At 48.7% G+C, this 14125-nt stretch carries 7 protein-coding genes and 1 pseudogene; 3 read left to right on the plus strand and 5 right to left on the minus strand.

Translation table 11 applies throughout. The features are described 5' to 3' along the window. Nucleotides 1–246 precede the first annotated feature (246 nt). The 4 genes from ACI4OH_RS01645 to ACI4OH_RS01660 all read right to left on the minus strand — a co-directional run bounded on the left by ACI4OH_RS01645 (nucleotide 247) and on the right by ACI4OH_RS01660 (nucleotide 8172). Nucleotides 247–1143 carry a nucleotidyl transferase AbiEii/AbiGii toxin family protein gene (locus tag ACI4OH_RS01645; RefSeq protein ID WP_439784025.1) on the minus strand — a complete coding sequence of 299 codons (897 nt, stop codon included), beginning with the start codon at nucleotides 1141–1143 and terminating at the stop codon, nucleotides 247–249. A gap of 2 nt (nucleotides 1144–1145) precedes the next feature. Then, nucleotides 1146–1745: a type IV toxin-antitoxin system AbiEi family antitoxin domain-containing protein gene (locus ACI4OH_RS01650; protein WP_439784026.1), complete on the minus strand. Its 600-nt coding sequence runs from the start codon at nucleotides 1743–1745 to the stop codon at nucleotides 1146–1148. Between the two features lie 398 nt (nucleotides 1746–2143). Further along, nucleotides 2144–7927 (minus strand): helicase-like domain-containing protein, encoded by a 5784-nt coding sequence (locus tag ACI4OH_RS01655; protein ID WP_439784027.1) that lies wholly within the window; start codon nucleotides 7925–7927, stop codon nucleotides 2144–2146. Next, nucleotides 7858–8172, minus strand: coding sequence for a TnpV protein (locus ACI4OH_RS01660; protein ID WP_439784028.1), 315 nt, complete (start codon nucleotides 8170–8172; stop codon nucleotides 7858–7860). Before ACI4OH_RS01660 ends, ACI4OH_RS01655 begins: the two co-directional genes overlap by 70 nt. 899 nt (nucleotides 8173–9071) lie before the next feature. On the opposite strand from ACI4OH_RS01660, the gene ACI4OH_RS01665 reads away from it, so the two are divergent. From ACI4OH_RS01665 to ACI4OH_RS01675, 3 genes are all read left to right on the plus strand, one after another. Then, a complete protein-coding gene (locus ACI4OH_RS01665) occupies nucleotides 9072–10259 on the plus strand; it encodes an AAA family ATPase (protein ID WP_337572184.1) in 1188 nt (395 codons plus the stop codon). A gap of 69 nt (nucleotides 10260–10328) precedes the next feature. After that, a complete protein-coding gene (locus tag ACI4OH_RS01670) occupies nucleotides 10329–12374 on the plus strand; it encodes an HsdM family class I SAM-dependent methyltransferase (RefSeq protein ID WP_337508653.1) in 2046 nt (681 codons plus the stop codon). Beyond that, on the plus strand, nucleotides 12371–13468 hold the full coding sequence (locus ACI4OH_RS01675; RefSeq protein ID WP_439784029.1) for a restriction endonuclease subunit S: 1098 nt from the start codon (nucleotides 12371–12373) through the stop codon (nucleotides 13466–13468). Before ACI4OH_RS01670 ends, ACI4OH_RS01675 begins: the two co-directional genes overlap by 4 nt. A 61-nt stretch (nucleotides 13469–13529) precedes the next feature. Here the strand turns inward: ACI4OH_RS01675 and ACI4OH_RS01680 are convergent. After that, a pseudogene (locus tag ACI4OH_RS01680) lies at nucleotides 13530–14125 on the minus strand (hypothetical protein); the annotation flags it as partial.

Here is a 14125-nt window from a genome sequence, read left to right on the forward strand (position 1 = left end):
TGCTGACGCAGCCGGGATAATTTTATGTTATACACCTGATGGTTAAGCGCTTACGGAATACAGCATCCTGCTCACCTCTTTCTATGAATCTATGCCCATTATAGGGATTGGCCAATGCAGGGAGCCGCCGCTTTTTTTCACCTCAAGCTCTGGTAGAAATAAAAAATCCACCTGCAACATCCTATCAGGATGATTGCAAGTGGATTTTTTATGAATGATGAGGATGTCCATGATGGACATCCTGTCTCAACGCGTCCGTTCTTGTTCCATTGGCGTACTCGCCGTTAGATTCTCCGTGATTGCTTGAAAGAAAGCCTGATTCCAAAGCTCTAGTTCGGATGTATCCGCCAGAAAGGGGATGACATCCTTCTTTGCTGCTTCAAAATCCAATTGAGAAAAACGGTCTTTGAGCAGTTCCTTTGCATCTTGTAGCGTCAATCGCTTGGAGGCATCCCATCGCTCCGACTGCTCCAGACGCTTCTGCAAATGAAACAAGTTAGCGGGCGTACCCTGTGATAGATACCAAATATAATCATAAAGATCACGTCCTTTTATCCTTTGCGTCCAGTTCCGGCAGAGTACCGCATGTATCTTTCCGGCAAAAAGCGACGGCTTATCATAAAGACGTACTGCATAGGGAACGGGCCGCAAGGCATACCGAAGCTCAACCCCTGCCCCTGGTGGCGGGTTTGTGTTAACTTCCAGCTTGATCTTCAACTGCTCCTGCTTATGAATGCCAGGAATCAGCACCTCATCCGTCTGCTGAATGCTGATGATCTGGATCAGAGTGCCGCCTTTGATGAAGGCAGACTGGATATTGGTCACCTTTGTTTTATTCTTTTGCTCCACCCGCATCTTGAGGCCAACCGCAGACAGCTCCTCTTCAACGGCTGGCAGATAGTCGGATAATGCAAAAGATGGATCCGGATACATCAAAGAAAAGTCCATGTCCTCAGAAAAACGATGTAGTCCGTAGAAAATCCGCAAGGCAGTCCCTCCATAAAATGCACCCTTCTGAAAGAATCCGCTTTTACTCATGCCGTACAAAGCGATTTCCTGCACGATTTCTTTCAAGGCGTTGCGGTATGCCTCTGCGTTTTTGGGCTGGTATCGTTCCAACATCGATTGTATGCTGCTCATCATACTCATTGTCCTTCCTGATTCAAAAATAAGGAAAGCTGCGTCAATGTCGCTTTATGATATTTCGGACAAAGGAACTGCAAATCTTCCCGATTCAGCTTAGAGAATTCTTCCTCATCAATCCGCAGGTCGGCAAACAGCAGATACTCCAGCTTCTTTACAGAATAGACCGGAGGCTTCTGTATATAGAGCATATCGCAGAGGGCCTTCTCCGGAGTGGCAATCTGGTAGCTGTATGCTTTCCCATCCGTCTTCCAGATCACGCCATACGGATATACAGATGCTGGGACATCCTGATAAAGGAATGTTCCGAACGGCGTATGGTATTCCTTGCGGCGGTTCTTATGTTGCGTGGCGGAAGTGCAGGCATAGACCCGCTCTGGAATCATACCATACACAGAAAGTGCCGAAGCAAACGATACATAAGACGGCCCATAGATTACACCTGCCAGAAGATATGGCTCGACATGCAGATCCGTTTCATAAAGCCCCCGCCGAACAGGGATCAACTTCTTCTCGCGGACAAGACGCTGAATCTTGGTTTGCGGATTGCGATAGCCTTGCTGTTCCAATTGGAACAGCAAGGCTTCTGTTGTCTGTATCATAACATTTCCTCCAGTAACTATCATTATAAGATAGTTACTGGAGGAAATCAAGAGAATATTGAATTGACTATGTCAGAGATAGCAAAAAAGCCAGCACCATGGTATACTATTCTCGGCGGTCGATGGTCGGTTCCCCGTTCGCGGGGAGGTGATGCCCATGACGACTTACGAAAAAGTAGCCCTAGTGCTGGCTTTTTTGCAGGTACTTGTGGCGATCCTTGCGCTACTTAAGTAGCACTAACTGATCTACGTTTAAGCTCGGAACGTCCCAAAGTCTAAAAAACTGAACGGCGGGTCCGACGCGCGAACATCGGCCGCTATTTCTGTCTTGATTGTACCACATCCCCGATTCAAATACAAGGAACGGCTTGATGGCTGAGATGTCCATCATGGACATCTCAGCGGCTGTCACGGTCGGCACATGCTGCATTCTCGCGCATCAAGGTGTCTACCTCTTCTGCTACCGTTGCGGAGTCCGGCATGGACGGTGACAATTTGGCAATGGTATCAGCAATCTGATCTGCCGCTATCCCCTTCTGGATCATATGGACGGCACATTGACGGTCAAAGTCTTCGTTCCACGCGACCTTTGCCACGGAAAAATCATCCGGATGTTTTTGGCGTTCCTGCCGGATGAGTTGGAAGCAGGCCATGAACAAGAAGGCACGCTCTGCGGCATCCTGCGCCGGAGCTTTCAGGAAAGATTCTTTGATCGAGCCATTTTCAGTCAGGCAGTCTGTGATGCGTGCCAACCGTTTAGAGGCTTCTTCCTGCGCCGGTTCGCCAACATCTTTCAAGAGCTTCTCCAGTTCAGCAGACCGGGCCAGCTTCTCCTGCAAGAGTGCTTCCTTGTCGAAGGGCTTCTGCAACTCTTCTTTTGCCACAGCAAGATTGTGTTCCAGCTGCACCAGCTGTTCCTTGTGATAGCCGATCTTGCTGCTCAAGTTCTTGATGGCCTCCTCCATCCGGCGCACCGTTACCGACATACGGGAATCCGCTACCGGCACCCGGAACGAGACCTTATGCATCAAGACAATGTTCGGCGTATTGGTGTCGTAGTCCATGACCATGGCAAAGCGCATCCCCTTGAAATGACCCTGAACGCGGTTCAGATCACCAACGGCAGCTTTTTCCAAAGCGGCATTGGCTTCGGATGGCTTCGTGTAGATTTTCCCGTTCAGTTCCAGGCTGAAGAGTTCTTTACCATCGGCGTCACGCATGGCAGCTCCATCGGTCAGCATCTTCGTATCTTCCAGCCTCTCGATGATTTCCTTGCACATCCGGATCTGCTTTGGATACTCAATCTGGCATTTCTCCGTCAGGTCAGCACGCGCTTCCAGGTACTCCGATTTTGCCATCTTGAGCCGCTGGATGTCATTGTCGACATCCATTTTCTCCTTGATGAGCGGATTGCCTGTCGCACAAGCCTTGATCTCTGAATACGAGAGCGTCAGTTCATCGCAGTCTTCTGCCTCACGGGACGGTGCCTTCGAGGTCATGATCTGAGAGATGAACCGCTGCTTGTTCTCGATCAGCTGCCACATATATGCGTCAAACGTTCCTTCCGTGACATAACGGAAGACTTTGACTCGCTGATTCTGATTGCCCTGGCGGATAATGCGGCCACGCCGCTGTTCCAGATCAGCCGGACGCCACGGGACATCCAAGTCGTGTGTCGCAATCAGCCGATCCTGCACATTTGTCCCGACGCCCATCTTGTCGGTGGAACCGAGCAGGATACGCACCTTGCCCTGGCGGACTTTCTCAAACAGTGCTTCTTTTGCCTTATCTGTATTCGCGTCATGAATGTAGGCAATCTCTTCTGGCTTCACGCCTTGGGCAATCAGCTTCGCGCGAATATCATCATAGACGTTGAAGCGTCCCTCCTTGTTCGGCGTAGACTGGTCGCAGAAGATCAGCTGCGTGGACTGCTGCTTGCTTGTATCCTGATAAATCTGGAGAACATTCTGCACGCAGCGATTTACCTTGCTGTCCGGATTATCTGGCAGCTCAGGATTCAGGATGCGGCTGTCCAGAGCTAATTTGCGGCCTTCGTTCGTGATCTTGAGCATGTTGTCATCCTGCGGCAGAACACGTCCATCCCGGACAAGCTTCGCACGATCCGCCAGCTTATCGACCATCGCCTTCTGTTCGGACGACGGCGGCAGCTTCTCAACGACATACTCACAGTCTGGAACGTCCAGATGAATCATGTCCGGCGTCTTGATGTCAGCAATTTCCTTGAACATGCTCATGAGTTCCGGCAGGTTGTAGAATTTCGCGAACCGTGTTTTTTCTCGGAAGCCTTTACCCTCCGGGCTGATCTCGGTAGACAGGACAGTCTGTCCGAAGGTAGACGCCCAATCATCAAAATGGTTCAGTCCTTCCTGACGCAAGCGATCCGGCTGCAAGTAACGCTGCAAGGTGAAGAGTTCCGTCATACTGTTGGATACCGGTGTACCCGTAGCAAAGATGATGCCCTTGCCATGCGTGACTTCGTTGAGATACTGGCACTTCTCGTACAGATCGGTTGATTTCTGCGCATCAGAGGTCTGTACACCCGCGACGTTCGACATCTTAGTCGTCGTGTAAAGGTTCTTGAAGTAATGTGCCTCATCCACGTACAGCCGGTCTACGCCCAGCTCTTCAAACGTGATGGTATCATCCTTTTCTTCGTTCTTCTCCAGCTTTGTCAGGCGGGCCACCAGCTCTTTCCTCTTGGCTTCTATCTGCTTGACTGTGAAAGTAGGCTTGCCCATTGCGTCGCCGCGTGCTTCCTGAAGTTCTTCCGTCAGCTCCGCCACCTGCTGATTCAGGATGGCCTGCTGCCGTTCGCGGCTCAGAGGAATCTTCTGGAACTGCGTGTAGCCCAGGATGACGGCATCCCAGTTCTGCGTAGCAATCTTGGCGCAGAATTCCTTCCGGTTTTTCTCCTCGAAATCTTTCTTGCTGGCAACCAAGATCTTTGCCCCCGGATAGAGTCGCATGAATTCTGCGCCCGTCTGTTCTGTCAGATGTTTCGGCACAACAATCATGGGCTTATGGGCAATGCCCAGACGCTTGGATTCCATGGCACTGGCTACCATCTCATAGGTCTTTCCTGCACCGACACAATGCGCCAGGAGCGTATTGCCGCCGTACAAGGTGTGGGCAATTGCATCCTTCTGATGGGGCCGGAGCTGGATATCCGCTGCCATGCCGGGGAAAGTCAGATAAGAGCCATTGTACTCACGAGGCCGGATGTTGTTGAAATGGCGGTTGTAATAGTCAACAAGGGACTTCTTGCGGTCTTCATCTTTCCAGAGCCATTTCTCGAACGCTTGCCGGAGGTCATCCATCTTGAGCTGTGCCTGTACGGTGCGTTCCTGATCGACGCGCCGCTTTTCCTCTCCGTCTTCAATGACCGTCTGATAGACTTTCGGCTGCTTGAGGTTCAAGGCCAGCTCGCAGAGATTCAGCGCATTGATAAATTCGGTGCCGTAGGTCTTGTTGACCTTGGCATTATCCGAGACATTCTTGCCATCAATGTGCCATTTCCCTGTGACAGGAGAATATTGCACATCCAGTTTTTCTTCCTCTGAATACGACAACGACATCGTATCAACCAAGAAGTCCTGGATGTATTCGGGCTGGATCCACGTTGTTCCAAGCGTGGCATGGATTTCCTCCGCTGTAAGGTCTTTCGGCTTCACGGCTTCCAGTACCTCCAGATTCTTGTCTAGGCGTTCCATCTGCCTGACCATGGACTGCATATCGCCCTGCTTGAGATCCTGCCGCAGGGCATCTCTGGCATTCTGCTTTTCCACCTGGTAGGCATCCCATTCTTCCCGCAGACGATCCAGGAACAGCTTCTGCTCTGCTGCATCGTCAGCAGGATACCCGCCGAGGCGTTCCCGGAGAAATTCTACTGCCATGACACTCTGCGGGGTAAGATGGCCGCACCCTATGTCGGTCATTGCCTCCTTCGACAGATCCATCTCTTGCAGGATGTCTCTCAGAACCTGTTCCCCCTTGGTCGTGCGGCAGATTGGCTTACCATACCGCATGGCTTCCAAGGCAAAGAGCGGATCTTCCTGGAAGCGCGGTACGACAAAGGCATTGCTGTCCATGACGCCAGCGACCATGGCTGCAAATTCTCGCTCTTCTTTATGTTCTTCCAAATAGTCCCGATCAGTCAGCCTCAAGGTATAGGAGTAAATCCTGTTTCCTTCTTGCGCCGCTCTCAGGAACCGCTGCTCCCAGCCATTGCGAGGCTTCCATGCATATGCGTTCCAATCCGGATACAAGAGATCTGCTGTCTTTTGTGCAAGTTTGCTCGACAGCTGCGCTTTCTCTTCGGTAAGGAACGCAATCTTGTGACGGATATCACCGCTCAGATATTCATCTGCCAGCTGATACTCCTTCTTCTCTGCGTCATAGTAGATACTGGTATATTCCAGGCTGTCAACCAAGGATTCCGTCGAATCGCCGGTCAATCCTGCCATGTAGGGAAGGTCTACACGTCCTTTTTCCTGCATGGAGATTTTCAAGGCATCTTCTGCCGTATCCGCATGAGTCGGTGCAACGTCAGGCTTGATGGTTCGCTTGTAGAAGAGGTCAGTCTTCCGCTGGAACACCTTTCCGTCATAGACTTCCAGGGAGCGAAGAAGCGGATATGAGGGATCTTCACGGAAGAGTTTTTCCAGTTCTTTGTCCCCCTGGATTCTTCCATACCGATCTACATGATCATCGTACAAGGCGTTCAGTTTGCGCTGCAAGCCTGCCAGGTCTACCTGAGAGCAACCGTTCTTCTCTGCTTCCAGCAGTCCATACGTTGCATCCCGCAGATGAATGGCAGAGAGGATTTTCTGCGCCTGTTTCGGCGTGACATCCAACTTCTCATGCGTACCAGTTGCGGCATAATGGATGAGATCTCCATCTTCATAGAAAATGCCATAGGGCCGCGTGCGCCCATACTGCTGCTCCTGCACAGGAACCGGCAACGGCACATCCGCAGGCTGATATACCTGCGGGATGGACTGGATAAATGTCTGGAGCTGCTGCTCAAGCGGCATGTCCGGATTAGGGACGCACGTGAGTTCCGGGCCATAAGGGCCAGTCTCATGCTTCAATGTCCCCATGACAGCCTCCGGATGTTCATCCCAGTACAGATTGTAATTATTGGTAAAGCGATGCGCCCAGGTTGGAAGTTCGGCATCCTTGTCCAGTACCTGCTCTCGTTTCTTCAAGATCAGGATATCCGTTGTGGCAGATGTCCCCGCTTCTTGAAAGGCTGTATTGGGCAGGCGGATCGCCGTGACAAGCTCTGCGCGGCGTGCCAGGTACTCCCGGACTCTTGCATCCTTCTTGTCCATTGTCCCTTTTGAGGTCATGGCCACGACCAGGCCGCCGGGGCGCACGTCATCCAGCATCTTGGCCAGGAAGTAATCATGGATCAGGAAATTGTCGGCACGATGGGACAAGTCGCTTGCTACCTGGTAGTTTCCAAATGGCACATTGCTGATTGCCAGGTCAAATGAGTCATTCGAGAAGGAAGTCGTTTCAAAGCCCTGATTGCTCATGGTGACATCCGGGTATGCTTTGGCCGTGATGCGACTGGTGAGATCATCCAGCTCCACGCCAAAGACATGGCTGTTCTTGCGCATATCATCCGGCATGGAATCAAAGAACCGTCCGGAGCCTGCGGCAGGTTCCAGGATGTTGCCTTGCTGGAAGCCCATCTTCTCCAAAGCACCGTAAATTTGCTGCACGATCATCGGGCTGGTGAAATGCGCATTCAGCACACTGCCGCGAGCAGACGTGAATTCACTGTCACTCAGCTCGGCACGCAATGCCTGGTACTCCTTCTTCCATGACGTGTTGAATTCATCAAATGCCTCCGGCAAGCCGCCAAAACCAGCATAGCTTTTCAGCAAGCGTTGCTCTTCCGGCGTGGCAGACCGGTCTTCTTCTTGCAACTGCTTCATGACACGGATCGCAGCCAGGTTGCGCTGGAATACCTTGCGCTTGCCGCTCACGCTGGAAAGATCTGCTTCATAGTCGATGGCCGACCAATCAATCGCATCAGACGATTCTGGCTGAGTCTCCTGCGTTCCGTCCCGGCTTCCTTCGGTTACGACTGGATCTCCGCCGAAAGAATCTCCCTCACCTGCTCGTGGATCTGGGTGCAGCGGGTCATCCACGTGTACCAGTCCATCCCCGGTGCCGGATGCCCCATAATTCCCTCCTTCTCCAGCATCCTGTTTTCCATCCGGCTGAACTTCTCCGAATACTCCTCCTCGAACCGTTCCAGATACGCTGCTGCTTCCCCGCTCTCCACCAGTTCCTTCCACAATTCCGGCTTCACTTCCCTCAGATAATGGCGACGGATGGACGCCATCCCCCCGAAGTACTTTGTTTCCACGTCGATGTTCGTCTTGCTGCTCATGATGTTCTCTCTCCTTGTCTCGAATGTATTTGCCGATTGGATTCAGCAGCTGCTGGCTGAATTGGTTCACGGCGGCCAATGCTTCATCCGGATGGATATCCTGCCAGGGAAGTTGCAGAAGCGGAAGGCCAACAACAGCGTCCGTGTCATATCCCATCCGCGTCAGTACCACATACGCGGTGCTAAGAACCACCAATTCCGGATTCTCAACCGGCGACCCTTCTGCAAGCTGGCGGCACTTGCTGAGGACGCGTTCCTGAATGCTTGCGGTAGCCTCTCCCGGAAAGCACTGCTCCAGATAGGGACGATCCGCGTTCTCGTCCAATTTCCACAGAACAGTCTGCCCTTCCTGATACCCTTCCGTATCCCGCATGTCATAGACATACGAGATGGTTTCCCGGTTGCGTTCTCCCGTCAAGATGGGGATGGCACGTGCATGTTCTCTCACAGGATGCCCCAGTTTCTGCCATACCTCCAGCGGAGCAACTGCCGTTGCTGCGGATGGAGCATGGAAGAACAGGTTAGCCTGCTGCATCAGATTGTACTTGTGATATTTGGCCATCGTCCCCAGAAAATCCAGGTACCGTCCCTTGTTGCCCCGAAGCTCTGTCCAAAAGCGATGATTCTCAATCAGCATCGTATTGCGATTAATCATCCCAATCCCTCCTATAGTAGAAAAACCTCTATAGGTACAGGGTAAGTTCTGCCACATTTCATGAACCACCGCTTTTTTTCAACTTTCCCTGCCAATAATATACAGAATATTCTGTATATTATTGGCTTACTTTTATTATAGTACAGGAAAGGTTCTCTGTCAACTTTCTCTCGGCATACACATATAAACGCAATGCTTGTTTATGTGTGTAAAATATGATAAAATATTATCGGGAGGTATCAGCATGAAGACTATTCGCATCTTAAAGGTAGAGTATCGCAACCTACCGCTTTATGAAAACGGTACATTCTCTTTTAACTTCATGGCGTCCGATCGTGTTACAGATAAAACGCAAGTCTTCCCCATTCAACGCTCCATTTATACGCAAAAACTTGAAGCTATCATTGGCATTAATGCCTCTGGGAAAACGTCATCGTTAAAGCTGCTTTTCTTTGCGATGTCCATTGTATTGAACAATGCTACATTGAATGATAAAAACCTTTTAGGAAAAGAATTGTTACGTGACGGCACAGAAATCACTATCACATTCATCTGTGACAATATGTGCTGGCAACTCCGTTCTATCATCGGTATAAAGAAGGATAACGCAGACGCAGATCGCCTTTATTACAAAGATGAATTTTTGTCTGGAAAAAGTTTGCAGGATATCCGGTCGAAAGATGATCCATTCCGATATGATACCTGTGATTCCGGCAAACAAAAATGCCAATTTATGCAAAGATCCACTATCTCAAAGGAAACACTTGCAATGATGTTGCCAGATACCAGTATTTCGCTTTCTATTACCAGGGATGCAGATACCTCTTTACAGCAGCTCATTTTATTCACCAATGTGAATATATCGGTAGCAAGAGGTGCAACTGATCCGGCAATCCTTCATGCCTTCGATCCAATGCTGGATGAATTCAATGCCAAAGACTCCGATGATGGGATTGTGTATACAATCAGGTTCAGAGGTGATAAGAAATCCAGGGTGGTTTATTCCCCGTTCGTACTGGATAACATCATTTCGTCTGGCACCATAAAAGGAAAGGATATCCTGTTCCTGATAAAAAATGTCCTTGAAACCGGCGGGTATCTTATTGTTGATGAATTGGAAAATCATATGAACAAGGAGTTGATTCATATGATTACGGACATCTTCAAAAATCCAAAAATCAACCCTCGTGGTGCATGTTTGATTTTCACGACTCATTATGCAGAGATTCTTGATTTCATGGATCGAAAAGATAACATCTATATTGCAAGAAGAAATCAAAACGGCATTGAGCTTTCCAACTATTCAAGCTTGGTACGACGTAACGATTTAAAGAAAAGTGAGGTTATTCTTTCTAATCACATCACGGGAACAGCTCCTCTCTATGCGAATATGCAAGCATTAGAAGATTATTTATTCCGAACGATAAAATAAATCTGGATATGATATAATAATCCTGATTTGATATCGTTCTTTATCAAAATTTGGAAGGAAGAACATAGAATGTCGAAAAAACAGTCCGTAGAACCGCAAATCGCCGACCTCGGGAATGGCTGGCTGAAAACATATCATCTCGACTACAAACTCGAGCAGGGAAGCCTCAATGATGAAATAGACAACGCTCTCAGCGAATATGCTTCAAAGTCAGGCGGTAAAGGAGGTAATCGTCCAGATTGCAAGCTCCTGCTCCAAGATTCTAATCTGGACTACTACCCAGTTCTAATTGAATACAAGGGTTATAAAGACAAACTCGCAAAATTGAATGCCAACGGCATTCCCATACTGAAAAAAAGCAATAATGATGACGACTACAAAACCATCAACAGCTATGCTGTAAATGGGGCCATTCATTACGCCAAAGCCCTTCTTCAATATACAAGCTATGAGCATGTCATCGCCATCGGCATGACTGGATATGAAGACGAAGGTGGGATACTTCAGCATGAAATCGGCGTTTATTATGTATCCGGCAAAAACTTTGCCTTTGGCCAAAAAGCAGGTGACTATACCGATTTTTCCTTTTTAAAAAAAGAGAATTTTGACGCCTTTGTTGAAAAGCTGCAATCACTGAACCTGACACAAGAAGCACACCTCTTGGCAAAAGAAGAGCGCGAAACGGAAATCACATCGAGACTCGTCAAGCTCAACAACGATATCTACAAAAACGAACATGGCCTTGGCGAATCTGCACGCGTTTATTTGGTGGCTGCCTCTATTATCGCCAATCTCGGCATCAAAGGAAAAGTCCGGCCCCTAGAAAAGAGCGATCTTAAGTGCAGCACGGAAAAGGGAAATCGCGATGGCGATATCATGCTTCGCAAGATTGACACCTTCCTGAGCGAAAAGAATGTCCCTGAAGACAAAAAGAACCTCATCATCGAAAGCTTTTCAGAAAAATTGCTGACCAACAGCAATATCAATAAACCAATCAACGGAGAAACCCAACTCAAACGCGTTTTCTCAAAAGTCATTGACGACCTGGGCCTCTACTATAAGATTGGGCTGACCACGGACTTTACTGGAAAACTCTTCAATGAAATGTACAACTGGCTTGGCTTTACGCAGGATAAGCTAAATGATGTCGTACTTACGCCAACCTATGTGGCAGACTTGCTCGCCAGGCTCGCCCGCGTCAACATGGACAGCTACGTATGGGATTTCGCTACGGGTAGTGCTGGTCTGCTCGTCGCCTCCATGAACATCATGATGGATGATGCCAAAAACAAAATAAAAAGCCCCGAAGAACTCCAAAAGAAAATCATACACATTAAAGCGAACCAGCTTCTAGGGCTTGAAATCTTACCGGAAATCTACATGCTCGCCATTCTGAATATGATTCTAATGGGCGACGGATCCAGCAATATTCTGAACCGCGATTCCCTCAAGGATTTCGAGGGGAACTACGGTTTTGTCCATACTAATGACAAATTCCCCGCAACGGCCTTTGTACTGAATCCTCCCTATTCTGCCAGTGGCAACGGCATGGTTTTTGTAGAAAAGGCTCTCTCAATGATGCACTCCGGCTACGCCGCCATCATCATTCAGAACAGCGCAGGAAGCGGCAAGGCAACAACGTACAACCAAGAAATCCTCAAGCATTCAACGCTCCTTGCCAGCATTAAGATGCCGCTGGATCTTTTCGTCGGCAAATCAAGTGTCCAGACAAATATCTATGTCTTCCAAGTCGGACTGCCGCACGAGGCAGACAGTGTAGTAAAATTCATTGACTTCACCAATGACGGCTACACCCGCACGAACCGAAAAAAAGCGAGTACGAATCTGCGCGATACTGACCATGCCAAGGAGCGTTACACAGAAGTCGTGAACCTCGTAAAATTCGGCAAAAAAAAATTGCACTACTTAAAAGAGACGGACTACTACGAAGGTACGATTGATCCGGCAAAAGGCGACGACTGGAATCAAAGCGCTCCCATAGATACGCGTCCAACGCTTGATGATTTTAAGAAAACCGTGGGCGATTACCTCGCCTGGGAAGTCAGTAACATTCTAAAGAATGATGCCGAGGGTGAACAACGCCTGGGAAAATGAGCGCCCCACTTGGCAAAAAGCTAAAAGCGGTCAAGTGGGGCAATTTCTCTATTAGCCAAGTCTTTAATAAGGTCGTACAAGGACGCCGTCTAAAAAAGGATGATCAGTTACCTGGCAATATTCCATTTGTCATGTCCGGGACAACGAATACAGGTGTTGTAGGCTATATATCCAACCCTGTCGCCACATTTCCTGCAAATTCAATAACTGTAGATATTTTTGGAAACGCATTTTATCGTGGCTATCAATTTGGTGCAGGAGATGATACTGGTGTCTATTGGAATACAGAGAAAAACTTCTCAAAGGAAACCATGCTTTTCTTTACAATTGCGATAAACCGTTCACTACATGGGAAATTTTCTTATGGAAAAAAACTCAGAAGTTCTCAAAGTCTAGATATAAAAATAAAACTTCCCATCACAAATACTGGCGAAATCGATTACACTTTCATGGAAACATTTATACGCGAACTCGAAGAGGAGCGTATACGCGAACTGGCCGCTTACCTGACGGCAAGCGGCCTGACAGATTATCATCTGACCCCCCCCGAAATTGATATTATTTATCAATTTGATAAAACAGTTTGGGGTACCTTCAATTTGGAGAAACTATATGGAAAATCGACACGCGGCAAGCGCTTGAAAAGTGCAGACCGCGTCCCGGGAAAATTGATTTTTGTAACAGCAGGCGAAGCAAACGAAGGCATCTCCGCACATATTGGCAACCACGTCGAGATATTCCCCAAGAATACAACCACAATCGATATGTTTGGCTCTGCTAAATATCGCAACTACGAATACGGCGCAGACGATCATGTAGCCGTTGTCCATACGGAAAATCTGCCAAAATATGCCTCGATCTTTGTTACAAGTGCTATCCACAAAGCTGCCCATACAGGTAAGTTCAGCTATGCAAAAAATTTCTACGCCAAAGATGCCGATGAACTGAATATTTCTCTGCCAATCAAAGACGGCATTCCAGATTACACCTTTATGGCGACTTTAATTCGTGCTGTTCAAAAACTGGTCATAAAAAATGTCGTTCGCTACACGGATAAGAAAATTTCTGCTTACAAGCAAGTTTCCACTCAATAAAACTTAGTGATATTGGTCACTAATTACATGGCGCACGCCGCATTGTCGGTTTCTCCTTTTATCATTTGAAATCCACCCAACCACGGCCTTCCGGCTGCTGATACTGCTGCTTCTCTCTATCCGTAGGATGATATGGATCCTGGACGTGCAGTTCTGCATCTCTGACTTGCCGATAATAGGCCAGGTCGTCGTTTGTCTGGATTTTCTGGTCGATAGCACGGAGCTGCGCGAGCTGTGCCAGCAACGCATTCTGCCGTGCTTTCTCGCTCTCTTCCAGGCCAGAAAGCTGGCTCTTGATCTGCTGGATCTGCATGTCGCCCTCTGCCTGATTGGCTGCCTCCAGCAGCTCATCCACGGTCTTGCTGACTTCCTCTGCGTCCTTCTGGGAATCCGCTGCGGCATTCGCATAGGAAGCATAGGTGTCCCCAATGGCCTTTGCCTGTTCCTTTGGATCATAGTCATTGGTATCATCATCATAGCGATTCATGTCTCGCAGGATGGTACTTTGCAGTAGTTTTGCCGCCGTATCGCTCTGGTCGAGATTCTTCGTATTCTGCTGCGTCTCTTGGAGCTTGACGGCAATATCATGCAGGATCGTACCATCCAGCGGCTTATGGTTCTTGAGCTGCAAGGCCATGTTTTCCAGCAGGAGTTTCA

Origin of the sequence: Mitsuokella apri (genome assembly GCF_051886055.1) — a bacterium.
GTDB lineage: Bacteria > Bacillota > Negativicutes > Selenomonadales > Selenomonadaceae > Mitsuokella.

Bases quoted from the DNA above. Each gene is read 5' to 3' on its own strand.
- ACI4OH_RS01675 (WP_439784029.1), top strand. From the start codon at position 12,371: ATGAGCGCCCCACTTGGCAAAAAGCTAAAAGCGGTCAAGTGGGGCAAT.
- ACI4OH_RS01665 (WP_337572184.1), top strand. From the start codon at position 9,072: ATGAAGACTATTCGCATCTTAAAGGTAGAGTATCGCAACCTACCGCTT.
- ACI4OH_RS01645 (WP_439784025.1), bottom strand. From the start codon at position 1,143: ATGATGAGCAGCATACAATCGATGTTGGAACGATACCAGCCCAAAAAC.
- ACI4OH_RS01660 (WP_439784028.1), bottom strand. From the start codon at position 8,172: ATGAGCAGCAAGACGAACATCGACGTGGAAACAAAGTACTTCGGGGGG.
- ACI4OH_RS01650 (WP_439784026.1), bottom strand. From the start codon at position 1,745: ATGATACAGACAACAGAAGCCTTGCTGTTCCAATTGGAACAGCAAGGC.
- ACI4OH_RS01670 (WP_337508653.1), top strand. From the start codon at position 10,329: ATGTCGAAAAAACAGTCCGTAGAACCGCAAATCGCCGACCTCGGGAAT.